We start from the raw sequence: 26,174 nt of genomic DNA on the forward strand, positions 1-26,174 counted from the left end.
GGCGCAAGCCGGGACGTTGCGCGGGCGTGCGCGGCCAGCATCGGTTACAATGCTCTCCCGGACCGTTGCAGCAGGAAGTTCCGGGCATGACCTCTCTGATTTTCGTTACCGGTGGTGTGGTGTCGTCGCTCGGCAAGGGCATTGCCGCAGCGTCGCTCGGGTCCATTCTCGAGGCCCGCGGGCTGCGCGTGACCCTGCTCAAGCTTGATCCCTACATCAACGTCGATCCGGGCACCATGAGCCCGTTCCAGCACGGCGAAGTATTCGTTACCGAAGACGGCGCCGAGACCGACCTGGACCTGGGGCATTACGAGCGTTTCGTGCGCACCCGCATGAGTCAGCGCAACAATTTCACCACCGGGCGGATCTACGCCAACGTGATCGCCAAGGAGCGCCGCGGGGACTATCTCGGATCGACCGTGCAGGTCATTCCGCACATCACCGACGAGATCAAGGATTCGGTCAATCAGGCGGTCGAGGGTTACGATGTCGCCCTGATCGAGATCGGCGGAACGGTCGGCGATATCGAATCCCTGCCGTTTCTCGAGGCCATCCGCCAGCTCGGTACTGAATACGGGCGTCAGGCCCTTTTCATGCACCTGACCCTGGTGCCCTACCTGAAGGCGGCCAACGAGATCAAGACCAAGCCGACCCAGCACTCGGTCAAGGAGCTGCGGTCCATCGGTATTCAGCCCGACGTGCTGCTGTGCCGCTGTGAGCGGATGCTGTCCGACGATGAGCGACGCAAGATCGCGTTGTTTACCAACGTCCTGCACGAGGCGGTGATCTCGGCGGTTGACGTTGACTCGATCTACAAGATACCGCTGTTCTACCACCGCCAGGGGCTTGACCGTTTCGTGCTCGATCGACTCGGCATCAAGGCTGTCGTGCCCGACCTGAGCGACTGGGAAAACGTTGTCGAAGCCCTGACCCGTCCGGCCCACGAGATCACCGTGGCGATGGTGGGCAAGTATGTCGAGCATGCCGATGCCTACAAGTCGCTGAACGAGGCGCTGATCTCCGGTGGTCTGGCTGACCGTGTTCGGGTCCGTATCCGGCCGGTTGAATCTGAGGAGATCGAGGCGAACGGGGTGGCCGTGCTCGACGGCGTCGATGCCATCCTGGTGCCAGGTGGATTCGGCGAGCGCGGGTTCGAAGGCAAGATCATGGCCATTCGGCATGCGCGCCTCAACGGCATACCGTACCTGGGAATCTGCCTCGGGCTGCAGGCGGCGGTGGTCGAATTCGCGCGCAACGTTTGCGGGCTGGAAAACGCCAATTCAACCGAAATCGATCCGGAAACGCCGCATCCGGTCATCGGCCTGATCACCGAATGGCTTGACGAGAAGGGGCGGCGTGAGCTGCGTGACGAAAAAGTCGATCTGGGCGGGACCATGCGACTGGGAGCGCAGCGCTGTCAGCTGCAGCCCAGGACGCTGTCGCGCAAGCTCTATGGCCGTGATGAGGTGCTCGAGCGACATCGCCATCGCTACGAGTTCAACAACACCTACCGTGATGTGCTGACCGGGCACGGCATGGTGCTGGCCGGCTTGTCGGGCGACGGCACCCTGGTCGAGATGATCGAGCTGCCGGATCATCCGTGGTTCGTGGCCTGCCAGTTTCACCCCGAGTTTACTTCGACGCCGCGCGAGGGGCATCCGCTGTTTACCGGTTTCGTGCGCGCGGCACTCGAGCGCCATCAGACCGGTGGCGGCAAGGTGGCTCGAGTGGCGGAAGCATGAAGATTGCCGGGTTCGAGGTTGGACTCGACCAACCGCTGCTGCTGATTGCCGGACCGGATACGCTGGAATCCGAGGCGCTGTGTGTGGAGGTAGCCGGTTACCTCAGGGCCGTCACCGATCGGTTCGGCGTGCCCTATGTCTTCAAGGGATCATTCGACAAGGCCAACCGGACCTCGATCAAGAGCTACCGCGGACCGGGGCTCGACGAGGGCCTGAAAATACTCGAGGCCGTCAGGTCGCAGATCGGCGTTCCGGTGCTCACCGACGTGCACGAGGATACACCGCTGGAGGCGGTTGCCGCGGTCGTCGATGTGCTGCAGACGCCGGCCTTTCTGTGCCGGCAGACCAATTTCATCCAGAACGTGGCGCGCTGCGGCAAGCCGGTCAATATCAAGAAGGGACAGTTTCTCTCGCCCTGGGAAATGAGGCAGGTCGTCGACAAGGCCCGCGAGGCCGGCAACGACCAGCTCATGGTCTGTGAGCGCGGCTACATGTTCGGCTACAACAACCTGGTTGTCGACATGCGCTCGCTGGCGATCATGCGCGAGACCGGCTGCCCGGTTGTCTTTGACGCCAGCCACTCGGTGCAGCTGCCCGGCGGACAGGGTGAGTCTTCCGGCGGCATGCGCGAGCACATCCCCGTGCTGGCCCGTGCGGCGGCGGGTGTTGGAGTGGCCGGCGTGTTCTGCGAGACACACCCCAGGCCTGACCAGGCACTGTGCGACGGTCCCAACTCGATGCGGCTGTCCGACATGGAAGGGCTACTCGAGCAACTCATCGCCATCGACCGGGTGGTCAAGGACCTTTAGGTTGCGGTTTACGGTTTACGGGTAACGGTTTACGGAAAACAAGCGCCTAAGTCCGCCCGTAACCCGTAACCCGTACACCGAATCATCCATCGATCGGCATCACATTCAAGGAACTGACTGGAACGCCCGATGAAAATCACTCAAATCAGAGCGCTCGAAATTCTCGATTCCCGCGGCAACCCCACGCTGGAAGCCGAGGTTCATACCGACGGGGGTTGCCTGGGCCGCGCGGCGGTCCCGTCCGGTGCCTCGACCGGAACCCGGGAGGCCGTCGAGCGGCGCGACGGCGGTCCTCGCTACGGTGGCAGGGGCGTTGCCGATGCCGTGGCCGCGGTCAACGGCGAAATTGCCGATGCGCTCCGGGGCATGCCGGTCAGGGATCAGGCGGCCATTGACAAGCGTCTGATCGAGCTCGACGGCACCGAAAACAAGTCGCGGCTGGGTGCCAACGCGCTGCTCGGGGTGTCGCTGGCCGCAGCCCACGCCGCCGCGCACGCCGAAGGTCGCGCACTGTGGCAGCATCTGCTGGAGACCTCCGGACGGCAGCCGAGCCTGCCGGTTCCGATGATGAACATTCTCAACGGCGGCGCTCATGCCGATAACCGGGTCGATATCCAGGAGTTCATGATCATGCCGGTCGGGTTGCCGGATTTTCCGACCGCGCTTCAGGCCGGCGTCGAGGTGTTTCATGCGCTCCGGGCCATTTTGCGCCAGCGCGGCCTGAATACCGCCGTCGGCGATGAGGGCGGGTTTGCCCCGGACCTGTCCTCGAACGAGGCCGCGCTTGAATTGCTGATGACCGCGATCGCCGAGGCCGGCTACACGGCGGGCCGGGACATCGTGCTGGCCCTCGACGTGGCCTCCAGCGAGTTCTATCGCGATGGTCAATACGTGCTTGATGCCGAAGGTCGAGCCTTCGACAGCGCTGCTTTCGTCGACTATCTTGAGGACATCGTCGTACGCTATCCGGTGGTATCGATCGAAGACGGCATGAGCGAGGACGACTGGGAAGGCTGGGCGGTGCTGACCGAACGCATTGGATCACGCGTGCAGCTGGTTGGCGACGACCTGTTCGTGACCAATACGCAGATCCTCAGGCGCGGCATCGATGAGCGCATCGGCAACGCCATCCTGATCAAGCCCAATCAGATCGGCACGCTGTCGGAAACGCTCGATGCCATCGCCATGGCGCGCAATGCCGCCTTCGGCACCATCATCTCGCATCGCTCGGGCGAAACCGAGGATGTGACCATCGCCGACCTGGCCGTGGCCACCGATGCCGGTCAGATCAAGACCGGCTCGCTGTGTCGCTCCGACCGCGTGGCCAAATACAATCAGCTGCTGCGCATTCACGCGCAGCTGGGCGATCGCGCGCAATATCGCGGACCGGCGGTGCTCGATCAGAATGGCAGGTGACCCGGACCGGTTGGCTCACGCGGGCACATGCTATTCTTGTGAATGCAAATCGTTATCGTTAGAATGTTGCATTCACCATACTCCATGAGAGCTGTCACCATGTCACGAACGCACTCCAGCCTGGCCGGCCTGATGGCCGTTGCCCTGTTGCTGTCGGCCTGCGGCAACCAGCCCGAACCGCAGCCGCAGACCGATACGGCGGAATCAGGGCCCGAGCGTCTGGTTGTCTATACTTCGCGCCAGCCGCATCTGATCGAGCCGTTGTTTGATCGCTACTCGGAAAAGACCGGCATCGATATCGACTACATCAACGACAGTGAGGCGGCGCTGATCGAGCGCCTGGCCACCGAGGGTGCCACGACCCGCGCTGATGTCTTCATGACGGTCGATGCCGGCAATCTGTGGCACGCCGCCGAGCGGGGGCTGCTGCGCCCGGTTCGCTCATCGCAGCTTGAGCAGTCGATCCCCGACGCCCTGCGCGATTCCCGGGATCGCTGGTTTGGCCTGTCGGTGCGTGCCCGCACCATTGTCTATCACCCCGAACGAGTCGATCCGGCCGAGCTGTCGACCTACGAGGACCTGGCCGATGAGCGCTGGGCCGGGCGGCTGTGCCTGCGGACCTCGCAGAAGGTCTATAACCAGTCGCTGGTGGCGATGATGATCGAGCACCACGGCGAGCAGAAGACCGAATCCATCGTATCGGGCTGGGTCGCCAATCTGGCCACCGACCCATTCTCTTCGGATACGCGCCTGATCGAGGCGGTTGAAGCCGGCCAGTGTGATGTGGGTATCGTCAACACCTACTATCTCGGCCGCAAGATTGCCGACGACCCCGACTACCCGGTCGCGCTGTTCTGGGCCAACCAGGAAACCAGCGGCGTTCATGTCAATATCTCCGGAGCCGGTGTGACGCGCCATGCGCCGAATCCGGATGCGGCGATTGCGCTGCTTGAGTGGCTGGCGTCCAGTGAAGCGCAGGCCGAATTCGCCGAGAGCAACCTCGAGTTTCCGGCCAATCCTGCGGTCGAGCCGCGCGGGCTGGTGCGGGACTGGGGCGAGTTTCGTGCCGACGACACCCCGTTGCCGGTCGCCGGTCAGCGGCAGGCCGAAGCCGTGCGCCTGATGGATCGTGCCGGCTACCGCTGAAGTAGCCGTCGCTGGCGGTCGCGTGCGGGCCGATCGTCGCTGGCTGATCGGCCCGCTGCTGGTTCTGGTTGGCGTGCCGCTGGTGATGCTGGCGGCCAGCTGGAGCCAGCCACAAGCCGAAATCTGGGCGCATCTGTCGCAGTTTCTGCTGCCGCGCCTGATTGGTCACACCTTGCTGATGCTTGCCGTGGTCGGCGTGGGCGTGAGCGTGCTGGGCATCGGGCTGGCCTGGCTGTCGGCCTGCTGCGATTACCCCCTGCGGCGGTGGCTGGATCCGCTGCTGGTGCTGCCGCTGGCCTTCCCGACCTATGTGCTGGCGTTTATCTATCTCGGCATGCTCGATTACGCCGGCCCGGTGCAGACATCCTGGCGCGACTGGTTCGGCGGCGCCACGCCCTGGCTGTTCGAGGCGCTCAGCCGGCCCTCGGGCGTGCTGCTGATCCTGGTGCTGGCTTTCTATCCATACGTCTATCTGCTGGCACGGGCGGCGTTCATCGGCGGCGGGCTGGCCGCCTTCGAGGCTTCACGCAGCCTCGGAGAAGGCCCGTACCGGACCTTTCTGCGCACCAGTCTCCCAATGGCACGACCGGCCGTGGTCGCCGGGCTGGCGCTGGCACTGATGGAAGCCCTGGCCGATTTCGGAGCCGTCTCGATTTACGGTTTTGATACCTTTACCACCGCGATCTACCGGACCTGGCTGGGCCTGTTCAACCTCACCGCAGCCGTGCAGCTGGCTTCGATCCTGATGCTCTTCGTGCTGCTGCTGCTGATCGCAGAGCGTTTCAGCCGGGCACGACACGCCGGTCGGGCAGCGCGCCGCCCGAGTGGCCACCGCATTCGTCTGGACGGCCCGCGCGGCTGGGCCGCTGCCGCCCTGCAGCTTGCTGTCATCGCGCTGGCGGTACTATTGCCTCTCGTCCAGCTGCTCGTCTGGGCCTGGCCGGATCTGTCCGTGGCGATTGACGAGCGCCTGGCCGAAGTTGTCGGCAACAGCATGGTGCTGGGTCTGTTCGGTGCCGTGGCCGTGGTTTGCGGCGGCCTGATGTTGCTGGCGGCCACCCATCACACGTCCGCCCGCCAGGTGATGCTCGGCGAGATCGCCGCGCTGGGCTATGCCATTCCCGGTACGGTGCTGGCAGTGGCGATCATGTTTGCGTTTCTGCGCTTCGATCAGCTGGCCGGCACGGCGCTGGCCGGCGGCCTGACGGCTCTGGTCATCGCCTATCTGATCCGCTTTGTGCGCGTGGCCTGGGGTCCGCTCGACAGCGTCGCCGGCCGGATACGTCCAGAGTATGTCGAGGTTGCACGCAGCCTGGGCGTGTCGCGCTGGTATCGCCTGTGGCGGGTCAATCTGCCGCTGCTGTGGCCGGGCCTGGTCACGGCGTTCCTGCTCGCCCTGGTCGAGGTGGCCAAGGAGATGCCGGCCACCCTGATGCTGCGTCCGTTTGGCTGGGAAACGCTGGCGGTGCGGATTTACGAGCTCACCGCAGAGGGTCAGTGGGAAATGGCAGCGGTGCCGGCGCTGATCCTGGTCGTGCTGGGCGCGATCCCGGTGGCGGTACTGATCCGGTCCGGGCGCGTTCGGGCGATATAATCACCGATTGACGTCGCACCAACCGAAAGGCGATCAGCATGACAGCCCGAACCCCGCTCTATGACGCGCACCTCGAAGCCGGCGGCAAGATGGTCGAGTTTGCTGGCTGGGCGCTGCCCATTCACTACGGATCCCAGATCGACGAGCATCGCGTCGTGCGCGCGGCGGCCGGCATGTTCGACGTTTCGCACATGACGGTTGTCGACATTCGCGGTGCTCAGGCCCGATCGTTTCTGCGTCGGCTGCTGGCCAACGACGTGGCCCGGCTGGGTGAGAGAGGGCAGGCGCTCTATGGCTGCATGCTCAATGAGCAGGGCGGGGTGATCGACGACCTGATCACCTACTGGATCGAGGACGACTTCTATCGCACGGTGGTCAACGCCGCCACGCGCAAAGACGACCTGGACTGGATGCACCGCGTGGCGGCGGGTTCTGACGTCGAGATCAGCGAGCGCGAGGACCTGGCGATGGTGGCTGTTCAGGGGCCGGCAGCACGAGACAGGGTCATTGCGGTGCTGGGCGCGCGCGAGTCCGCATCACTCCAGCCCTTCCGCGCCACGACCCACGGCGACTATTTCATCGCCCGCACCGGCTACACCGGCGAGGACGGTTTCGAGCTGCTGATGCCGGCCGGGGAGGCTGCAGGGTTCTGGCGGGCACTGTCGCGGGCCGGTGTACAGCCCTGTGGACTGGGTGCCCGCGACAGCCTGCGTCTTGAGGCCGGCCTGAATCTCTACGGGCAGGACATGGATACCACCACGACGCCGCTGGAGTCCAATCTGGGCTGGACGGTGGCCTTCGAGCCGTCAGAGCGTGAGTTCATCGGCCGCGAGGCGCTCGAGCGGCAGAAAGAAAACGGTGTTCCCCGTCAGCTCGTCGGGCTGGTGCTCGGCCACGGCGGCATTCCGCGAACCGGCGCCGTGGTCCTCACGCCGGCCGGCGAAGGGCAGGTGACCAGCGGTGTGTTCGGGCCGAGTACACAGTGTCCGGTCGCCCTGGCACGCATCCCGGCCGGCGAGTTCGACGAGGTGGCGGTCGAACTGCGCGGCCGCAAGCTCACCGCCCGCGTGGTCAAGCCGCCTTTTGTGAGACAGGGCAAGGTGCGGATCTGAACCGTCTTTCGAGGCGCGCGTAGGTCGGGGTCGCATCCCCGACGGACAGCAGTTAAACCCTGAACACACATGGCGACGCGTGTTCTGGTCCGCCAGGTCGTCCGTCGGCGATGTAACGCCGACCGACACGGGTTTCGATTCTCGTCTCGGGCCTATCCAGCCGCCTCGAAGCGGTTGGCAGCGCGATTCTTGCGCACCGTGCCCGGATTCCAGATGCGACCATTCATGGCGATCCAAACGCCCGGCGGCATGGCCTGGACTGCGCCTACGGCACAACCGATGTTGAACACTGCGTCGGAGTCGATGAAGCGGGCCGGGTTGAGCGCGCCGGTCATGACGATGACGCGATCGCCGGCTTCGCCCAGGGCTCTGGCCGTCTCCACCATGGTGTCGGTTCCGTGGGTGATCAGGAAGTATTTGTCCTCGCTGTTCATCACGGCCTGACGGATGAGTGCCCGGTCGTCGTCGCCCAGATCGAGCGAGTCCTTTCTGAGCAGTGCATGAATCTCCCATTCAAAGGCGACGTTCATGACCTTGAGGATGCGTCCGATCTCCGGTTCCCCGATCTGATAATCGGACTTGTCGTCATAGTAGATCTTGTCAATCGTGCCGCCTGTGGTGAGGATCTTGAGCTTGTTCAAGGCGATTTCCCCGGTGAATTGGGTGCGGGCAGCGGGTAGTATAGCGGGCATGATACGTATTGGCGTTTACCGGCTGCTGCTCGCCGCTGCCTGTGTGGCCGGCTCATGCGCGCAGGCACTTGCCGCCAGTGCGCTGTCTGATGATGCGCTGGCCGCCCACTGGCACCCGCTGACCGCGGACGAGGCGCGAGAGCTCACCCTGGCGGCCCGCCTGTGGCTGGAGCAGGAAACGCTGAGTCCGGACTGGCCTCAAACGCTTGGCGCACTGGGGCTGACGGTGGCAGAGTCGCGTCAGCAAGTGGCATGGGACGGCGCACTGGCTGCTGACGGTGTGTTTGCCTGGCTGGCACAGTCACGCGAGCACAATCTCGGCAGCCTGGATGCCGCTGCCGCGCGGTTTCCCTCACCCTATGCCGCACGACTCGAGCCAATGCTGCGGCGGGCGGGCTCCGCCGGTCGCCTGGCCCGGCTCGGCCGACAGTCCGGCCTGGAGGCAAGCCAGGTCTGGGCGCGGGTCGTCGAGCGGCTGGCCGAGTTTGATCCGGCTGAAGACGATGAGCCGGCCACAGCGACCACGCCGGCGCAGCTGTGGCAGCCCGTGATCACACGCATGATCGGGGCGTCGTCCGAAAACGGTATCGACTGGCTGAGCTACGCGCGAAGGCAGGCCGGGCGCTCAACGCGCTTCAGCCAGACCGATGAGCTGATCGAGCGCGCCCGGATCCGTGACGAAATGCTGCAGGACGAGGCGGAAATGGCGATGGTCAGCGGCGACTGGCTGCACGCGGTATGGGTCGCGTTCGAGGGTTTGATCCGACTGACCGCAACCCGCGAAGTCGCCGATCCGGGGGGCTGGATGGATCTGCTCGATCGGCTCCATGCCAACCATATCGGGGAGTTGCGGACCGTCGACCTGGACCTGCCGGTGACCGTGGCACTGCTTGCTGACGCGGCCAGCTACCTTGACGGGCCGGAACCGGCCGTGCAGCCGGCCATTGCGGAACTGGCCGACGCCTACGCGCGCCTGGCGCTGTTCATGCCGGATATGGCGTTTTATCTGGATCAGCCGGTCCGCCAGGCGATGCGTCGCGTGAGTGCGGACTGTGACCCGGATCCCCTGCTGGTCGGGCCGTTGCCGCGCGAAGTGTTCGAACGCTGTGTTAAGCACCTTCTCGATGTGATCGGTCAGGGGCTGGACAGTGAGGAACTGGTCGGCGGCGTCAACGGCCCGTTTGCACCGCATTTTCTGCGGCGGGAAATGGGGCTGGTCAGCTGGCAGCGGGCAGCTTACCTGGACGGGCATCTCAACTGGCTGCTGGATGCACCCTGCCCGCCGGCCGCGCGCGCCAACGTACTGGAATGGTCGCTGGCCGTGGAGAACCTGGTGCGCTGGGTGCCGCAGCGCCCGGTGTTTTTCTCTGGCGGTCGGTGGCAGAACGCACTGGGCGATATGCTCGAGGAGATCGGTCGCCAGTCCCGCCAGCGGATCGAGTGGGTCGACTGCGTGACCGGTCACGGCAGCCAGCGGCGGGATCCGATCCGGCGCTTGCTTGAGTTGCACCGCACGGCCCTGCGCGAGGTTGCGGATCTGCTCGGCGAGGCGCAGGCAGAGTTTTACCAGTCCGTCGTGCGGCCGGGCGGTGATATCGATCTGGACGGGCCGGCCAGTCAGGCCACGGCCTACCGCCCGGAGAACATCGCCATCGGTCCATGTCCACAGGCCGATACCTGCGCAAGCCGGATCCAGCTGCCGGTCAGTCGCGCGCTGCTTGGCCTGTTTCCAAATGCCTATCTGCTGGCCGACCAGATCGGTCTGGGTGATATCGACCTGTGCTATGAACGGGTGCGCTGGCGCGACCGGTCCATGGCGCCGGCCCGAGGTGACGATCCCGAGGTGGCCAATTACCGTGGCCGACTGGGCTTTGACCTGGTCGGCACCTTTGCCGGCCGGGATGGCGTCGAAACCGTGTTTCGCCATCGCTTTGTTGATCACGTTCAGCGACACTATCTGTTCGCCGCCGCCGATCCGGCAATCCTGGCCCTGGACTGTCCGCTTGATCAGGTCGGATCGGCGGTGTCGAGCCGACTGCCCGATGAGCATCCGGGCCTGGTGCCGCGGCGGCTGACCTATTTCGCCAGTGCGCCGACGACGCCCGAGGCCGAACTGGCGGCCAACTGGGACCAGGCTGCGGAATGGCGCGACTGGTTCATTACCGGTGACCGCGTCAAGCAAATCGAGGCCAGCGATGGTGCGCAGATGGAAGTCATCGTGCAGGCCGAACTGACTGCGCTGGCGGCGCGCCGCGAACGCCAGATGACCGCACCGCTGATCAACCCGTCGCGCGTCGATAACGATGACCCGCTGGCCCTTGCGATGGACCGGGTGGCCGACAGCGCCGCCTTGATCAAGCGGATGCTGGAACTGCATTACCCGCGCGTCATTCGCCACCATGCTCCGGTTCGCGCCATGGTGGCCGGCGAGGCCGGGCTGATGACCCGGGATCGGGTGCGGGCGCTGCGCGACAGCGGGGTGGCGGCCAGCCAGATGCCCCAGATCGGGCTTGACCGCTCCGGGCAGATGGAGTCGGCCTGGCTGTCACTTTCCCCGCTGCTGCGTGAACAGGGACAGCGCGCACCGGAACTCGATTTCGGCATCGAGCGGCTGAACTGGTTTCGATCCGTCTTTCTGGACGCGTTCTGACGATCCGGCCTCAGGACGGGCCCGGGGTCGATCCTGCCGGTGGTGGTCTGCGCCAGGGCAAGGCCGAGAAGAATACGACCACAAGCGCGATCTGGATCATGGCGGGCACTTGCGCCGGGCCGCCCACCCAGGCTTCCATGACCGCGTAGCAGAAATAGATCAGGAGCACGCAGCCGGTCAGCACGGTCTCGAACCGGCCGCCACGCCAGAGGCCGATCAGCAAGATGGCCAGCGGGGTGGCGGTGACTGTTGTCACGATCCCTGGTGGCAGTACCGTCGGCGGCGCCAGCCACGCAAACCAGAGCGGCTGGAGCAGCAACAGACCGGCAACGGCGAGCAGGCGAACGCGTGCGGCCGTCATAACGGGGCCAGCTGCCGGGCAAACCGGGCGACTCGCACGCCCAGCGCCCGGCATAGTCGTCGCTCGGTCGAATCGAGTTCACGCGCGCTGTCGCTGCCGGCCAGATGGCTCGCGCCGTAAGGTGTGCCGCCGCTTTCGGTGCTGCTCAGCTCTGGCAGCGTGTAGGGCAGGCCGACGATCAGCATGCCGTGGTGCAGCAGCGGCACCATCATGCTCAACAGGGTTGACTCCTGCCCACCGTGCAGCGTGGCGGTGGAGGTGAACACGCCGGCCGGCTTGCCGGCCAGGGTCCCGGAAAACCACTCGGCGCTGGTGCCGTCGAGGAAGTACTTGACCGCTGCGGCCATGTTGCCGAACCGGGTTGGACTGCCGAGCACCAGTCCGTGACAGGCGCGCAGATCGTCCGCTTCGACCAACGCCGGACCACGGTCGGGCGGGCCGGCAGGCTTCGGTGCCAGGGCCGAGGTGATCGGGGCCACGCTGCGCAGGCGCGCCACACAATCGGTCTGGCTCTCGACGCCACGCGCGACCTCCCGGGCCATGGCCAGGGTGTTGCCGTGCACCGAATGGCAGAGAACGAGCACCTCGATCACGGCAGAATCTCGGCAATGACTTCCGGCGGACGACCAATTCGGCCCCGCCCATCGACCATCACGATCGGCCGCTGCAGCAGCCTGGGATGGTCATGAATTGCGGCCAGAATGTGCTGGCCGTCGTCCAGATGCGGGTCGAGGCCGAGTTCACTAAAGTCCGGTTCGCTGCGCCGAAGCAGCGCCTGCGGCTCGACGCCCAGTGCCTGGGTGATATGCTCGAGCTGTTCGACCGAAGGCGGCTCTTGCAAATAGTCGATGATTTCGGGTTCGATGCCGCGTTCACGGATCATCGCCAGCGCGGCGCGGCTCTTGGAACAGCGTGGATTATGGTAAATCTTGACAGACATGGCCGATATTCCGAAAAATCAAGACACGAAGCGTACCGCAGATAGCGCTGCCGGTATGTCAACAGACGCGCCAACCTGGCGAGACCCCGGGCGTCTGCGCGCTTTCGGCCGCCATCTTTGGCGCCATTTTCGTGAGGATCGCAATTTCGAAGCGGCTGCCGCGTTGAGCTATACCAGCCTGCTGGCGCTGGTGCCGCTGATGGCAGTAATGCTGGGTGTCATTTCCGCGTTTCCCGTATTCGACCGCTGGGCCGGCGAACTCGAGAGCTATATTTTCTCAAATTTCGTGCCCGCAGCGGGCGATGCCGTTCAGCAGCATCTCAACGAGTTTGTCGAACGAACCGCCGGACTGACCGGCGCCGGCACCCTGTTTCTGATCATTACTGCCATATTACTGATGTCGACCATCGAGCGCAGCCTCAACCGGATTTGGCGCGTCAGCAGCGCACGCGGTTGGTCCGGGCGGCTGGTGACCTACTGGGCGGTGCTGACGCTCGGACCGCTGCTGATGGGCGGCAGCCTTGCGTTGACGTCCTACCTTGCCGCACTTCCGCTGCTGGCACCCGAAGCGGTGCGCGGTGCGCTGCAGCAGATCTCACTCAACCTGACGCCGTTCGTGGTCGCCCTGATGGGATTCGCGATCCTGTTCCTGGTTGTGCCGAATCGGCGCGTGCTGCTGCGTCACGCCTTGGCCGGCGCGCTGCTCTCGGCACTGCTGTTCGAGCTGGCCAAGCGCGGCTTCGTGCTCTACGTGACCCATTTTCCGACCTATGAGCGGCTGTATGGTGCGCTGGCGGCCGTGCCGATCTTTCTGGTCTGGATCTACGTCTCCTGGGTCGTCGTTCTGCTGGGCGCAAGCGTCGCAGCCGCCCTGACGACTTTCAGCTACCGCAGCAGCAAGTGGCAGTGGTCGCCTCGCCATGAGCTGGCGCTTGCGGTTCGCCTGCTGGGCCATTTCTGGCAGGCCCAGCGCCGCGGTCAGCCGCTGTCGACCGCCGAACTGATGACGCGCGAGCCGGCCGCGGCCAGCAGCCAGCTCGATCGCCTGCTCGGCGTATTCGAGGGTGGCGGCTACATCCACGCCGACGAGCACGGAAACTGGCTGCTGTCGGCCGACCTGGACGCGCTGACTCTGGGGGAACTCTACCGTGCCGGCTCGTTCATACTTCCTATCGGTGAACTTGACGAGCTGCCTTGCGACAGTCACTGGGACCGCGCGTTGCGTGAATCACTGCGACCGCTCGAGCAGCGCGGCCGGGGCGTGATGGATCAGTCGGTCAAGGCGCTGCTCAGATACGATATCGGAGATGCTGCATGAAAGGTGTCATGTTGGGGCTGCTCCTGGCCGGGTCGGCCGTTCATGCCGAGATCGACTTCGCCCTGCCGGATCTCGGGGGCGATACCGTTCGGCTGTCTGACTATCGCGGACAGTGGGTGGTCGTCAACTACTGGGCGACCTGGTGCAAGCCCTGCCGCAAGGAGATTCCCGATCTATCGGCACTGGACCAGCGGCGCGAGGATGTGCAGGTCCTCGGCCTGGCGTTCGAAGACACCGATCCGGCCGAACTCAGGCAGTTCCTCGAGGCGTATCCGGCAAGCTATCCAATCCTGACGGTCGATGTCTATGAACCGCCGGAAGCGCTGGGCGCGCCGCGTGCGCTGCCGACGACCTTTCTGGTTGACCCATCAGGCACTCATGCCGAAACCTGGCTGGGGCCGGTGACCGGTGCCATGATCGAAGCGGCGATCGATCAACATGACTGAGCAGCGTTGCTGGCTGATATCCGGGCGCGTGCAGGGCGTGTTCTTTCGCGAGTCGACCCGCCGCGAGGCCGAGTCGCTGGGCCTGACCGGGCATGCTGTCAATCTGCCTGACGGACGCGTCGAGGTGGCTGCCCGGGGCGAGGGCCTGGCGCTGGATCGTCTGGAAGCCTGGCTGTCGCAGGGGCCCGGAATGGCGCGGGTCGAGCAGGTCGTGCGAGTCGATGCCCCGCCTGAGGTCAACGGCGACCGATTCGTGACGGGTTAGTCCCGGCCGGCTGCTTGCTGCCGGCCGGGAACAGGCTATTGCGGTGCCGTCAGCGCTCGCTGCCCGACGGCGGGTTGGTGATGGTTCGGGCAGTGTCGATCTTCATCGCACGCTGGCGAGATTCGAGCACCTGCATGCGCCCCTGGTCGAGCAGTTCAAGGTTGCGGATCTCATAGGGCGGCTGCAGACCCGATTCGATCAGCAGGTCGGCCGGGACATCGAGTCGGATTCGACCTTCGCCGGCACTCAGTACCGCGGCAGACTGAACCATGGCCAGACCCTGCAGATGGCCAAGCGCATCGGTGCCGTGCACCTCAGCGTTGACCTGATAACGACCCGCGACCGCTGCTTCAACGCCCAGAGAGATCGTCAGCCCGCCACGGTCATTGACCTCGGCGCTTTCGCTGAAGCGGGCATGGCTGGTGGAAATGCCCAGGGCCAGCTTGAGGTCGCGTCGGATCACGGTATCGCCATAGGTCGTGTTGACGTAGGCATGAACCTCGAACAGCCCCGGTCCGTCAGGAATCTCGGCCGGAATCGGGCCGTGCAGGGTGAAGCCGTCTTGACCGACTTCCAGCGGCCATGCCTGATCGGCATCTGGGCTGACCAGCAGCGCCTGCATCGAGCCTCCGGGCAAGCGGTTCTGGCCATCGCTGAGCGCCAGTTCCAGGTTCAGTGACTGCCCGGACAGGTAATTATGGCGCGGTGCAGAAAGAGACGCCGTCCAGGGGCTGAGCGGTTCATACACGTGCACGACCAGCGGCAGATGCTCGGGTGCGCCGGCGAGCCTCATGTGCAAGGTTCCGGCCGCGCCGGTCTCGGGCAGGCGGAATGCCAGGCTGTCCTGTGGCACGGGCATGCCCTGTGCCTGCAGTTCGCTGCCGGTGACCAGCTCGGTCTGCGAAGTGTCGCCGCTGTGTTCGGTGGCAGCGACCGACTGCCCGTTGATTGACAGTTCGAGCGCCTGCGGGTTGAGCGTCAGCGCCGACCCATGCTCGAGCGCCGATACGCGGATTACTGCGCCGGGTGCGCTCAGTGGCAGCTTGATGCCGCGCGCCAGGGCCTCGCCGGTGGTGTCAACCCAGTATTGCCGGCTCTCGACGCGGGCGTCGGCAATGGCCGCATCGCCCGGCATGCGAGACAGCGGCCAGGCATAGTTGAGTGCTGTCGATTCGGTGTGCCGGCTGGGCGGCACGGCCTGGCCGGTGGCCAGCTCGGCGGTGTGCAGGTCGCCAGCCGACGGGCTATACCACTGGGCATTGCCCGCAATGGCGCCGGCCGAGACCATCATCAGTGCTGGAATACAGTAGAAACGTTTCATGCGGCCTCCGGATTACAGGTCGTTGCGCAGAATGATGTCGAGATTGTGGCAGTCGCGCCGGCTTTGATGATGCGAGAGCTTGCGGCCCTTGTAGGTCTGCTGGTAGTCGTTGAACCACAGCGTACCCGCCCCGTTTTGACTGCTGCACTCGAGAAAGCCGTCCGAGCAGCTGCCCAGCCACCACTGCGTGACCGCCAGGCCGACCTGGTAGTGATAACCGCCGCAGTAGGAAGCGGCCTTCCACACCGCGGCGTGCACATCGGTACCGACGACATTCCAGAAGCCCTTCGGCAGCGCCGGCCGGCCAGCCGTGCCAAGCAGCCAGTTGCTGTTGTAGTACTGCATCCAGCTGGTTTGCTGCATGCGAACGGCGTCGTTCTGGTAGCCCAGCAGCCAGCCGAGTGATGCTTCGAATACGTTGCCCTGCATGACTGCGTCAGCCAGCGGTGTTCCAAGGCTTGACGGCGCCAGGGCATTGACCCAGCGAATGCGTTCAATGATCAGCGGATAACGGCTGTCCCAGGTCGGATTGGACATGATCCAGCGCATCACGTTGCCGCCGTTGGAGTGGGTCAGCACCACCAGGTCGGTGATGCCCCGGCTGGTGATGAAGCTGTGCAGCTGCCCGGCCAGACAGCCGGCTGCGTCGCTGTGCCACATGTACTGCTCGAAGTCACAGTTGATGACCGCATAGTTGCTGCTGTTGCCCAGCCCCTGACGGACCGAGTTGACCATGTCGGTGGTCCAGTAATCGTTGAGTGCGTTGGTCTGCTTGCCGGTGCCGTGGACAAACGCCACGCCGGTCGCGCCCCATACGGTCGCGAATGTTGTCAGCATGACCAAGGCCACTGCCGCCCGAAGGGTTCGATACATGCGGGGTTCTCCTCTTTGTGTGTGGTGGTCTGATCCCTCTTTTTTGAAATTAGCAGAAAATGTGACGGGATTCAAACCTGGCGTGCGGGATTGTGGATTGTGCGGCATTGAAGCCGGTCATCAGAACAGCCGGTATTGCCGCAGCGGGCGAAAACTGCGGCGATGCGCCGGGCAGGGCCCCAGCCGTTCGATCGCCGAGCGGTGCGCGCGGGTCGGGTAGCCCTTGTGGCGATCGAAACCGTAGTCCGGGTACTGCTCGTGCAATGCGACCATGATCCGGTCGCGTTCAACCTTGGCCACGATGCTCGCCGCGGCAATGCTCCGATCACTGCGATCGCCGCCGACGACGGTCTGCACCGGCCACGGCATTGACGGGGCCTGATTGCCGTCGACGCGCACCAGCACCGGATCGAGCCCGAGCGCGCCCACGGCCAGGCACATGGCTTTCAGGCTGGCCTGGAGGATGTTGATGCGATCGATTTCGTCGGCTTCCACGCGGGCGACGCCAACGGCAAGGGCGCGCGCGCGGATCTGTCCGGCCAGTTGTTCACGTCGCACCGCGGACAGCTGTTTGGAGTCGGCCAGCCCGGCCACCGGACGGGCCGGGTCGAGCACGACAGCGGCGGCCACGACCGGTCCGGCCAATGGCCCCCGGCCGGCTTCGTCAACGCCGGCCACCGGGCCGCGCGTTGGATCAGGGACGATCCGCAACATGCCCGACCAGCTCGAGTACCGCGCGCGCCGCATTTTCGCCGGCGCCGGCGGCCAGCCGGTCGCGGCATTCGGCGGCTGCCGATCGGTAGTGCTCGACACGTGCCGGATTCTCGAGCCAGGCCAGCGCCTCGGAGCCAAGACGGTCGGCTCGCGCCTCACGCTGCACGAACTCGGGCACCAGTCCGGTTCCGACCAGGATATTGGGCAGCGCGATATGGCGTGACCGGACCAATCGCAGCGTCTTGAGCAGACCGTAGGTGAGCGGCGCCAGCCGATAGAAGACCACCAGCGGGCACTCGAGCAGGAAGGCCTCCAGGGTGGCCGTTCCCGACGCGCTGACGGCGACTGCCGCGCGACTCAGGCCGTCGCGCGTTTCGCCGACGACCAGCCCGACATTTGCAGCCTGCAATCGTTCTCCTGCATGCTGGCTGACCAGATCGGCGTGCTCCGGGCGGGCAAGCAGCATGGTCATGGTCAGTTGAGGCTGCCGCCGGTGCAGCCACTCGGCGGTTTCGGTGAGCAGTTCGAGGTGACGGTCGATCTCGCCGCGGCGGCTGCCGGGCAGCAGCACGATCCGGTCGCGCTGGCGGCGGCCCGGCGACAGCTCTGCATCGACGATACGGTCGGCCAGCGGATGACCGACGAATCGGGTCGGCAGACCGTGCGGCATGAACAGCGCCGGTTCGAACGGAAACAGCGCCAGCAGCAGATCGACGGCGCGGGCGGTTCTGGCTGCGCGCCCGGGCCGCCATGCCCATACCGTCGGGGCGACGTAGTGGGCCGTTTTCAACCCCTTGCGGCGCAGTTGACGTGCCAGGCGCAGATTGAAGTCCGGGGCATCGATGCCGACAAAGGCGTCGGGTTGCCAGGCGGCGATTCGCGCCGCAAACGATCGTCTCAGGCGCATCAGCCTGGGCAGGTGACGGACGACTTCGGCCAGGCCCATGACGTTGAGGGCATCGAGGTCGAACCAGGCCTCAACGCCGGCTGCCTGCATTTCGGGCCCGGCAATGCCGGCCAGCCGGATCTCGGGATCGAGCAGGCGCAAGGCACGTGCCAGGTCGGCTCCGAGCTGGTCCCCGGACGCCTCACCGGCACTCAGTACCAGCCGTATGCCGCGCTCAGTCACGGCATCAGCGCAGCAGGCCGCGCTCGCTGGCCAGTGCCGATTCGATCATCGGAGCAATCTCGGGCTGCTCGGCCTGGCGCTGGCGCAGACGGTCAATGGCATCATCGCGGCTCAGTCCCAGCCGATACAGCGTGCGATAGGCTTCCCGGATATTGCGGATCTGTTGACTGGAAAAGCCGCGTCGCTTGAGCCCTTCGGCATTGATGCCGCGCGGGCGCGGCGGCTGTCCCGACACCATCACGTAGGCCGGAACGTCCTGGTTGACGCCGCCGTACATGCCCAGGAAGGCATGGGCGCCGATTCGGCAGAACTGATGTGCGCCGGAAAAACCGGCAAACACGACCCAGTCACCGACAATGACGTGGCCGGCCAGCGTCGCGCCGTTGGCGAAGACAACGTGTGAGCCGACCTGGCAGTCGTGGGCGACGTGGCAGTAGGCCATCAGCCAGTTGTCGTTGCCCAGTCGGGTGACGCCACCGCCGTCGGGGGTGCCGCGGTTGATCGTGACGTATTCCCGGATGGTGTTGTTGCGGCCGATGTCAAGCGCCGTGGGTTCACCGGTGTATTTCTTGTCCTGGGGCGCCTCGCCGATCGAGGCGAACTGGTAGATCCGGCATCCCTCTCCGATGCGGGTGCGGCCACTGATGACCACATGCGGACCGATCCAGCAGTCATTGGCAATGCTCACTTCCGGGCCGATCAGGCTGTAGGCGCCGATGCTGACGCCCTGGCCCAGTTCAGCGCCGGACTCGACGATGGCCGTAGGGTGAATCATGAGGTCGGGTCAGGCCGCGCGGCACACAACAGCTCGGCGCTGGCGACGACCTGATTGTCGACCCGTGCGGTCGCCTCGTACAGCCCCATGTTGCGCATCAGGCGTTTCTGTGTGACTTCGAAGACCAACTGGTCGCCGGGCACGACCACGCGGTTGAAGCGCGCCTTGTCGATCTTGACCAGGTAGTAGAGCCGGTTGGGCTCGTTGCTGGCCCGACCGGCCAGGTGCGCCAGGCAGCCGGCCGCCTGGGCCATCGCTTCGAGCAGCAGCACACCGGGCATGACCGGGTGACCCGGAAAATGGCCCTGGAAAAACGGCTCATTGATAGTAACGTTCTTGAGCGCACGAATGCTCGGTGGATTGTCGAGCGAGTACTCGAGGACCCGATCGACCAGCAAGAACGGGTAGCGGTGGGGCAGAAGATCGAGAATGCGTTCGATATCAATGTGATCGGCAGTGGTCATGTCAGGGTTTCGGTCCGTTCATTCTGATTGGTTTTTTTCCAGCCGACGCAGGCGTCGGACCCATTCATCGAGCTGTCCCAGCCTGACCAGAATCCGCTTCCAGCGCGCGTGCGGCCGGGCGGGAATGCCGGACCCGTATTCGCCGGGCCGGTCAATCGAGTCGAGTACCGTACTCATGGCGGTCACAATGACGTGGTCACAGATCGTCAGGTGCCCGCCGATACCGCAGGCCCCGGCGATCATGCAGTAGCGCCCGATCCGTGTCGACCCGGCAATGCCGACACAGCCGGCGATGGCGGTGTGGGCGCCGATTTGCACGTTATGTGCGACCTGAACCTGGTTGTCGAGCCGCACATCGTCCTCGAGCACGGTATCGTCGATCGCGCCCCGGTCGATGGTGGTGTTGGCGCCGATTTCGCAGTCATCGCCGATAACGACGCGACCGATCTGCGGCACCTTGATCCAGCGGCCGGCATCCATGGCCAAGCCGAAGCCGTCAGCACCGATGACTGCGCCGGGGTGAACCAGCACGCGCTGGCCCAGGCGACAGTCGCGGCCGATGTAACAGCGGCCGACCAGGGTGGTGTCGGCCCCGATGACAACGCCCGCCTCGATGGCGCATCCGGGACCGATGACGGCGCCCGCTCCGATCCGGCAACCTGCGGCCACGCTGGTCAGCGGGCCGATGGCTGCGCCCGGATCGACATCGGCCTGCGGATCGATCGCCGCTGACGGGTGAATGCCTGCATCCGGCCGGCTTGATGGGTGCAAAAGGCCCGCAATGCGTGCCCAGGCGGCGTAGGGATTGTCGGCCAGCACGGCGTTGCCCGGCCAGCGCTCGGCCATGTCCTTGCCGATTACGATCGCTCCGGCCCGGCAGTTCCCGAGCTCGCCGGCATAGGCTGGATTGGCCAGAAAGCTGATGTCGTCCGGACCGGCGCTGCTGATTGTGGCCAGCCCGCCAATACGGTGATCCGGATCCCCGCGCCAGGACAGCGAGACCCGCTCGGCCAGTTCCTTCAGTGTCATGGTCTGCATGGGCGGCGTCGCTCGTTCAGGGCTCTGACGGTTCATCGTCGGCGGATTGCTGCTGGAAGTCGGCTTCCAGCCATGCAAGGACCCGGTCGGTGATGTCAATCGAATCGGAGGCATAGGCCACCGGACTGTTGAGAATCAGGTCGTAGTCACCGGCCTCGGCAACCTGTCTGACGGCAACCTCGATGGTTTCCTCGACCGCCTTCTTCTCGGCGTTGGTCCGGAAACGCAGTTCCTCCCTGAGATCCTCGCGGCGGCGTTCGATGGAGCGTCGCAGATTGCGAATCTCGCGTTCCATCTCGAATCGTTGTTCGGAATCGATGCTGCCGGCCTCGGCCAGGTCTGCCTCCATGCGCTGCAGCCGGGCCTCATCGGCAATCAGCGCTTCATTGCGTGGCCGGAACTCGCGGTCGAGCGTTTCGCGCGTGCGCGTGATCTGTGGCGCGCTTTCAAGCAGGCGCTTCCAGTCGACATAGCCGATGCGAATCTCGTCGGCCAGTGCCGGCGCAACGGCCACGAGGGCCGCGAGCACGATGGCCAGCGCGCATCGAAGCCTGCTGGCGGTCACCGGCAGCTTGATACGTCGGCATTGCGGCAGCGGCATGTTCTATCCAACTCGGCGGCAATCCTAGAATGTCTGCCCGAACGAGAACTGCAGCGACTGCGTGTCGTCGCCGTCGCGTTTCTTGATCGGTGCTGCGATGTTGATGATAATCGGCCCGACCGGGGCTTGCCAGGTCAGCGACAGGCCGGTCGAGGCGCGCAGCCGGTCGGTCTCGAAATCGTCATAGTCGCGGAAGACGTTGCCGACGTCGAGAAACCAGGCCAGACGCGTGCCACTTGCTTCGACAAACGGCAGCGGGAAGGCCAGTTCGACGCCACCGATGACCTTGAAATCCCCGCCCACGGAACGACAGAACTGGTCCTTGGGACCCAGCGTGTTGTCGTCGAATCCGCGAATATCGCGCACGCCGCCGCCGAAGAAGTGCTCATAGAACGGCAGGCCGGTATCGCTGGTCACGATCTCGTCGACCTGACAGTCGCCGCGAATGCGCTCCGGCTCGATTTCCTCGATTGCGATCTCGTCATCGTAGTTGTCATAGGCATCGCCGTAGGCCACATCACCGCGCAGGCTGAAGGCCATGCGCTGACCAATCGGCCAGTACTTGCGAAAGCGGTAGTTGAGCCGGTAGTACTCGCGCGAGCTGCCCGGCACGGTGACGTCGGCGCGCAGACGATGCAGAGAGCCACGAGTGGGGTTGAGAAAATGATTGCGGCTGTCGCGCGACCAGGTGCCGTCGACCTGGAACGTGGTCAGGCGTCGCTCGCTCGAGGACAGAAAACCGTCGCCGCTTTCATCCAGGGTAATGCCCAGCGGACGCGAGGCCGGAATCCGGATGACCAGCTCGCTGTCGGGATCATCGGGATCGATCGGTACCAGAGAGGCGGGCAGGTTGATGTCGACCTGCTGGGCCGACACGCCGAAGCCGATGAAGTCGATCTCGGAAACCGGGAAGCCGTAGTTGACGCCGGCGGCGGCCTGGCTGGTCGAGAACGACGAGATGTTGGCGCGGGCCTGGTCGAACTCGGTATAGCGCAGGAAGAAACCGCGCGAGACGCCATTGTCGGTGTAGTAGGGGTTGGTGTAGTTGATCGCGGCCTGTGTGATGATGTCGCTGTGGCTGACCGAAAAGCCCACCCGGCGACCGGAGCCGAGGAAGTTGTCCTGCTGCACCGAAATCGAGGCGATCAGGCCCTGGATCTGGGAAAAGCCGAATCCGATCTGAAAGCTGCCCGAGGGCTGCTCCTCGACGCTGACGATAATGTCGACCTGGTCATCCCGGCCCTCGACCTGCGGGGTCTCGATATTGACGTTGTCAAAGTAGCCCAGGCGCTGAATGCGCAGTCGCGATCGGTCAATGGCCGACTGTGAAAACCAGGCGCCCTCGAACTGGCGCATCTCGCGGCGCAGGACCTCGTCTTTGGTCTGGGTGTTGCCCCGGAACTCGATGCGTCTGACGTAGACCCTTTTTCCGGGGTCGACAAAGAAATTGATCTCCGTTTCCAGGTTGTCGCGGTCGATCCGCGGCACCGGGTTGACGTTGGCGAATGCATAGCCGATATTGGCCAGTACCGCGGTGATATTGTCGACGCTTTGCTCCAGGTCCTTGCGCGAGAAGGTGTCGTTCGGCTCCACCATGATCAGCTGGCGCATGGATTCCTCGGGCAGAATCAGCTCGCCGGTCAGCTGCACCTCGCTGACGGTATAGACCTCGCCCTCACGAATGTTGGCGGTGATGAAGATATCGCGCCGGTCCGTGCTGATCGACACCTGCGTGGATTCGATGGCGAAATCGAGATAGCCGCGGTCGAGGTAGTACGAACGCAGCTTTTCGAGGTCGCCTGAGAGCTTTTCGCGGGTGTACTGGGTGTGACCACGCCAGAAGAACAGACCGCGCTTGGTATCGGACTCGAAATCCGAGCGCAGCTCTTTCTCGCTGAAGCTTTCGTTGCCGACGATATTGATGTGGCGGATGCGTGCCTGCTTCCCTTCCTTGACCAGCAGGGTCAGGCCGACCCGGTTGCGCTCAAGTCGGTTGACGCCGCTCTGTACGTCGACGCCGTAGTAGCCGCGGCTGTAGTACTGACGAATCAGTTCCTGGCGAACCCGGTCCAGTTCCAGCTGATTGAAGATCTCGCCTTCGGCGATGCCGATATCGGCCAGCGCCGGCATCAGATCCTCGGTCTGGATCTGACGGTTGCCGGCAATGCTGATTGACGCAATCGCCGGCCGCTCCTCGACCACGATGACCAGAACGTTGCCTTCCCGGGCCAGACGGACATCATCGAAAAAGCCGGTGCGGTACAGGTCGCGAATCGTGCTTCGCGCCAGGCCCGGCGTCAGCACGTCGCCGACCTCCACCGGGATGAAGCTGAAGACGTTCCCCTCCGATATTCTTTGCAGGCCATCGACGCGCATGTCTTCGATGCGAAATTCGCTGGCCAGGACCGGAGCGGCGACGGCAAGCAGGATGAGCAACAGGCACAATCGTTTCATTTCAACTCGGAATCACTTTGGATTTGTTGCGGCAATCGTCTTGGCGCTGCCGCAGTTTAGGTAAAAAGACGTAAGAGATCGTTAAACAGGGCGAGCCCCATCAGTCCGGCAACCAGCAGGATGCCGACATACTGGCCGGCCATCAGCGTACGCTCGGAAACCGGCGATCCCTTGATGATCTCGACCAGGTAATACATCAGGTGACCACCATCGAGCAAGGGGATCGGCAGCAGGTTGATGATGGCCAGGGACAGACTGATCAGGCCCAGAAAGAACAGGAAGCGGGAAAAACCCAGCACTGCTGATGAGTGGGCCATCTGTGCAATCGTGATCGGCCCCGACAGATTGTTCAGACTCGCCTTGCCGGTGAGCATCCGGCCAAGAATGCCGAAAGTCGCTGCGGTCAGACGCCCGGTCTCGGAGACGGCTTCGCCGAGCGCCGTAGCGGGGTCGTGCCTGAGTACGGTGAAGGCCCGGGCCATCTGCTCCTGCAATGCCGGGTCGGGTGGCGGTGGACGGATGCCAATAATCGGACGGCCCTCGTCAAGGCGCGGCGTGATCTCGACGATGCGCTCTGCGCCGTCGCGCACCAGGCGCAACTCAAGCGGCCGCAGCGAACCGTCCTCGGACAGGCCGTATTGGGGGATCAGGTCGGCGACATCATCCCAATCAGTAACGGCCTGGCCGGCGATAGACACGATACGATCACCCGGGCGCAAACCGGCGACCTCGGCCGCCGACCCGGTCGTAATCTCGCCGATCTCCGGCGGCAGCTCCGGCCGCCAGGGCTGCAGGCCAATGGCGGACAGGGCGCGTTCCTCGCTGAACGTCGGTCCCAACCGATCAAGCTCGAGCGTGACCGTTCGGCGCCGGCCGTCGAGCTGCTCGACCACAATGTCGACCGGTTCGCGATCCAGTGCCGGGGGGATCAGGCCGAGAAGCGCATGCGTCCACGTCTGCGTTCGCCGCTCGCCGATCCGAACGATCAGGTCGTCGCGTGACAATCCGGCCTCGGCGGCCAGGCCCTCGGTCGTGCCGATTACGGGGCGGGTTTCAGGCACGCCGATAACGAACATCAGCCAGAAGGCAAGGACCGCGAAGATCAGGTTGAAGGCCGGTCCGGCGGCCACAATGGCCATACGCTGGCCGACCGGTTTTCGATTGAAGGCCGCGTGCTGCTCGGCGGCCGGCACCGGACCCTCGTGCTCGTCGAGCATCTTGACGTAGCCACCCAGCGGGAATGCCGCGATCCGGAATTCGGTGCCGCTGCGCCCGGTACGCGAGTAAAGTGGGGGGCCAAAACCAATGGAAAAGCGCAGGACGCGCACGCCGCAGCGCCGGGCCACCCAGAAATGCCCGAACTCGTGGAACGTGATCAGCACGCCCAGCGCCACGATGAGCCAAATGACCGGTCCAAAAAAATCCACGCCTTAAGTTCCTTGCGATCCTGTTGTGCCTGACCGGTTCCGGCCGGGCGCTCAAAGCCGCTATTGTATCGATTGTGACTGCCGGCTGTTGTCAGACCGCCGGGCCGAGGCTGATGATGGCGAGCACGTAGAAGGGCAGCGCAGCCGACAGGCTGTCGAAGCGGTCCAGTACACCGCCATGGCCGGGCAGCAAGGCGGACGTGTCCTTTAGATTGCGCTGCCGCTTGAGCAGGCTGATAAACAGATCCCCGCCGATCGAGATCAGCGCCAGCAGCACGGCCAGTGGCGCCGCAGCCAGGACACCGAACGGTTCGATCGGCAGCAGCACGAGGATCGGCGGCGTGAGCACTCCGGCGCTGGCCAGCCCGCCGAATGCGCCGGCTCGGGTCTTGCCCGGGCTGATGCGAGGCGCCAGACGCGTTCGGCCGAAGTGGCGACCGAAGAAGTAGGCGCCGATATCAGCGGCGGCAATGATGACGATGAGCAGCACCACCAGCCAGGGCGAGCGTGCCTGAAGCCAGCTCAGGGCCAGCCATGCGGTCAGCAGTATGACGGCCAGGGTGAGTGATTTGACGATCACTGCAGCCGGCCGTCCCAAGCCGCCCATGGCAGGCCGTGCCAGCCAGGCCAGGCAGAACAGCCAGACCAGAGCGGCAGACAGCATCGGCCAGACCGGATCGCTCCACTGCGGCCAGCGCATCAATGCAAACGCCGCCGCCAGCAGGAGCGCGGCATAGAGGCCGCGCGTTGCTGCCCGATCCAGGCCGGCCAGGCGCGCCGCTTCCCAGCCGCCGAGGCCGGCCAGCAGCAGCCCGGCCAGCAGCGCGAACGCAGTCGGCGGCAGCAGGAAAACGGCGCACAGGCCGACAGCGGCCATGATCGCGGCT

Annotated in this window: 25 protein-coding genes; 10 read left to right on the forward strand and 15 right to left on the reverse strand. The window is 64.8% G+C overall.

Translation table 11 applies throughout. The features are described from left to right. The first annotated feature begins 86 nt into the window (after positions 1-86). The 6 genes from HND55_02480 (at position 87) to gcvT (ending at position 7,819) form a co-directional block, all read left to right on the forward strand. On the forward strand, positions 87-1,742 hold the full coding sequence (locus HND55_02480) for a CTP synthase (protein ID QKK01618.1): 1,656 nt from the start codon (positions 87-89) through the stop codon (positions 1,740-1,742). Beyond that, positions 1,739-2,551 (forward strand): 3-deoxy-8-phosphooctulonate synthase, encoded by an 813-nt coding sequence (gene kdsA / locus HND55_02485; protein QKK01619.1) that lies wholly within the window; start codon positions 1,739-1,741, stop codon positions 2,549-2,551. The genes HND55_02480 and kdsA overlap by 4 nt, the downstream gene beginning before the upstream one ends. A 129-nt stretch (positions 2,552-2,680) precedes the next feature. Further along, positions 2,681-3,967, forward strand: coding sequence for a phosphopyruvate hydratase (gene eno, locus HND55_02490; protein QKK01620.1), 1,287 nt, complete (start codon positions 2,681-2,683; stop codon positions 3,965-3,967). A gap of 99 nt (positions 3,968-4,066) precedes the next feature. Next, complete coding sequence (locus HND55_02495; protein QKK01621.1) at positions 4,067-5,113, forward strand: Fe(3+) ABC transporter substrate-binding protein; 1,047 nt, start codon at positions 4,067-4,069, stop codon at positions 5,111-5,113. Between the two features lie 85 nt (positions 5,114-5,198). Next, the gene (locus HND55_02500) at positions 5,199-6,707 is read left to right on the forward strand and encodes an iron ABC transporter permease (GenBank protein ID QKK03958.1); all 1,509 of its coding nucleotides are present in this window, start codon (positions 5,199-5,201) and stop codon (positions 6,705-6,707) included. Between the two features lie 38 nt (positions 6,708-6,745). Then, positions 6,746-7,819: a glycine cleavage system aminomethyltransferase GcvT gene (gene gcvT, locus HND55_02505; GenBank protein ID QKK01622.1), complete on the forward strand. Its 1,074-nt coding sequence runs from the start codon at positions 6,746-6,748 to the stop codon at positions 7,817-7,819. A gap of 152 nt (positions 7,820-7,971) precedes the next feature. Here the strand turns inward: gcvT and HND55_02510 are convergent, their stop codons facing one another. After that, positions 7,972-8,460 (reverse strand): asparaginase, encoded by a 489-nt coding sequence (locus tag HND55_02510; GenBank protein ID QKK01623.1) that lies wholly within the window; start codon positions 8,458-8,460, stop codon positions 7,972-7,974. Between the two features lie 49 nt (positions 8,461-8,509). Here HND55_02510 and HND55_02515 point away from each other — a divergent pair, with 49 nt between their 5' ends. Continuing rightward, entirely contained in the window at positions 8,510-11,161 is a 2,652-nt protein-coding gene (locus HND55_02515) for a hypothetical protein (GenBank protein QKK01624.1), read from the forward strand. 10 nt (positions 11,162-11,171) lie between these two features. Here HND55_02515 and HND55_02520 read toward each other — a convergent pair whose 3' ends face one another. The 3 genes from HND55_02520 to arsC are packed head-to-tail and all read right to left on the reverse strand — an operon-like array spanning position 11,172 to position 12,462. Next, the gene (locus HND55_02520) at positions 11,172-11,522 is read right to left on the reverse strand and encodes a DUF2069 domain-containing protein (protein QKK01625.1); all 351 of its coding nucleotides are present in this window, start codon (positions 11,520-11,522) and stop codon (positions 11,172-11,174) included. After that, positions 11,519-12,115, reverse strand: coding sequence for an NAD(P)H:quinone oxidoreductase (gene wrbA, locus HND55_02525; protein QKK01626.1), 597 nt, complete (start codon positions 12,113-12,115; stop codon positions 11,519-11,521). Before wrbA ends, HND55_02520 begins: the two co-directional genes overlap by 4 nt. Continuing rightward, a complete protein-coding gene (arsC, locus tag HND55_02530) occupies positions 12,112-12,462 on the reverse strand; it encodes an arsenate reductase (glutaredoxin) (GenBank protein ID QKK01627.1) in 351 nt (116 codons plus the stop codon). Before arsC ends, wrbA begins: the two co-directional genes overlap by 4 nt. A gap of 55 nt (positions 12,463-12,517) precedes the next feature. Here arsC and HND55_02535 point away from each other — a divergent pair, with 55 nt between their 5' ends. Genes HND55_02535 through HND55_02545 form a run of 3 tightly spaced genes read left to right on the forward strand, consistent with a single transcriptional unit; the run spans position 12,518 to position 14,491 of the window. After that, positions 12,518-13,780, forward strand: a complete 1,263-nt coding sequence (locus HND55_02535) for a virulence factor BrkB family protein (protein ID QKK01628.1) — start codon at positions 12,518-12,520, stop codon at positions 13,778-13,780. An 8-nt stretch (positions 13,781-13,788) separates the two neighbouring features. Then, the gene (locus tag HND55_02540; GenBank protein ID QKK01629.1) at positions 13,789-14,226 is read left to right on the forward strand and encodes a TlpA family protein disulfide reductase; all 438 of its coding nucleotides are present in this window, start codon (positions 13,789-13,791) and stop codon (positions 14,224-14,226) included. Beyond that, positions 14,219-14,491, forward strand: a complete 273-nt coding sequence (locus HND55_02545; GenBank protein ID QKK01630.1) for an acylphosphatase — start codon at positions 14,219-14,221, stop codon at positions 14,489-14,491. The genes HND55_02540 and HND55_02545 overlap by 8 nt, the downstream gene beginning before the upstream one ends. A gap of 49 nt (positions 14,492-14,540) precedes the next feature. On the opposite strand, the gene HND55_02550 is transcribed toward HND55_02545, so the two are convergent. The 11 genes from HND55_02550 to HND55_02600 all read right to left on the reverse strand — a co-directional run bounded on the left by HND55_02550 (position 14,541) and on the right by HND55_02600 (position 26,164). Beyond that, positions 14,541-15,812 (reverse strand): DUF4785 family protein, encoded by a 1,272-nt coding sequence (locus tag HND55_02550; protein QKK01631.1) that lies wholly within the window; start codon positions 15,810-15,812, stop codon positions 14,541-14,543. A gap of 12 nt (positions 15,813-15,824) precedes the next feature. Continuing rightward, positions 15,825-16,649, reverse strand: coding sequence for a hypothetical protein (locus tag HND55_02555; protein ID QKK03959.1), 825 nt, complete (start codon positions 16,647-16,649; stop codon positions 15,825-15,827). A 156-nt stretch (positions 16,650-16,805) separates the two neighbouring features. Beyond that, complete coding sequence (locus tag HND55_02560; protein ID QKK01632.1) at positions 16,806-17,432, reverse strand: ribonuclease HII; 627 nt, start codon at positions 17,430-17,432, stop codon at positions 16,806-16,808. Beyond that, the gene (lpxB, locus tag HND55_02565) at positions 17,380-18,528 is read right to left on the reverse strand and encodes a lipid-A-disaccharide synthase (protein QKK01633.1); all 1,149 of its coding nucleotides are present in this window, start codon (positions 18,526-18,528) and stop codon (positions 17,380-17,382) included. The genes HND55_02560 and lpxB overlap by 53 nt, the downstream gene beginning before the upstream one ends. A 4-nt stretch (positions 18,529-18,532) precedes the next feature. Continuing rightward, positions 18,533-19,303, reverse strand: a complete 771-nt coding sequence (gene lpxA / locus HND55_02570; protein QKK01634.1) for an acyl-ACP--UDP-N-acetylglucosamine O-acyltransferase — start codon at positions 19,301-19,303, stop codon at positions 18,533-18,535. After that, positions 19,300-19,767, reverse strand: coding sequence for a 3-hydroxyacyl-ACP dehydratase FabZ (fabZ, locus tag HND55_02575; GenBank protein ID QKK01635.1), 468 nt, complete (start codon positions 19,765-19,767; stop codon positions 19,300-19,302). The genes lpxA and fabZ overlap by 4 nt, the downstream gene beginning before the upstream one ends. Positions 19,768-19,785: 18 nt before the next feature. Continuing rightward, positions 19,786-20,805 (reverse strand): UDP-3-O-(3-hydroxymyristoyl)glucosamine N-acyltransferase, encoded by a 1,020-nt coding sequence (gene lpxD / locus HND55_02580; GenBank protein QKK03960.1) that lies wholly within the window; start codon positions 20,803-20,805, stop codon positions 19,786-19,788. Between the two features lie 16 nt (positions 20,806-20,821). Continuing rightward, a complete protein-coding gene (locus tag HND55_02585) occupies positions 20,822-21,406 on the reverse strand; it encodes an OmpH family outer membrane protein (protein ID QKK01636.1) in 585 nt (194 codons plus the stop codon). Positions 21,407-21,430: 24 nt separating this feature from the next. Then, the gene (bamA, locus tag HND55_02590; protein ID QKK01637.1) at positions 21,431-23,860 is read right to left on the reverse strand and encodes an outer membrane protein assembly factor BamA; all 2,430 of its coding nucleotides are present in this window, start codon (positions 23,858-23,860) and stop codon (positions 21,431-21,433) included. A 56-nt stretch (positions 23,861-23,916) separates the two neighbouring features. Beyond that, positions 23,917-25,287 carry an RIP metalloprotease RseP gene (gene rseP, locus HND55_02595; GenBank protein ID QKK01638.1) on the reverse strand — a complete coding sequence of 457 codons (1,371 nt, stop codon included), beginning with the start codon at positions 25,285-25,287 and terminating at the stop codon, positions 23,917-23,919. Positions 25,288-25,378: 91 nt separating this feature from the next. Further along, positions 25,379-26,164 carry a phosphatidate cytidylyltransferase gene (locus tag HND55_02600; protein ID QKK01639.1) on the reverse strand — a complete coding sequence of 262 codons (786 nt, stop codon included), beginning with the start codon at positions 26,162-26,164 and terminating at the stop codon, positions 25,379-25,381. Between the last annotated feature and the right edge of the window lie 10 nt (positions 26,165-26,174).

The sequence above is a fragment of the Pseudomonadota bacterium genome (assembly GCA_013285445.1).
Classification (GTDB): domain Bacteria; phylum Pseudomonadota; class Gammaproteobacteria; order Xanthomonadales; family Wenzhouxiangellaceae; genus Wenzhouxiangella.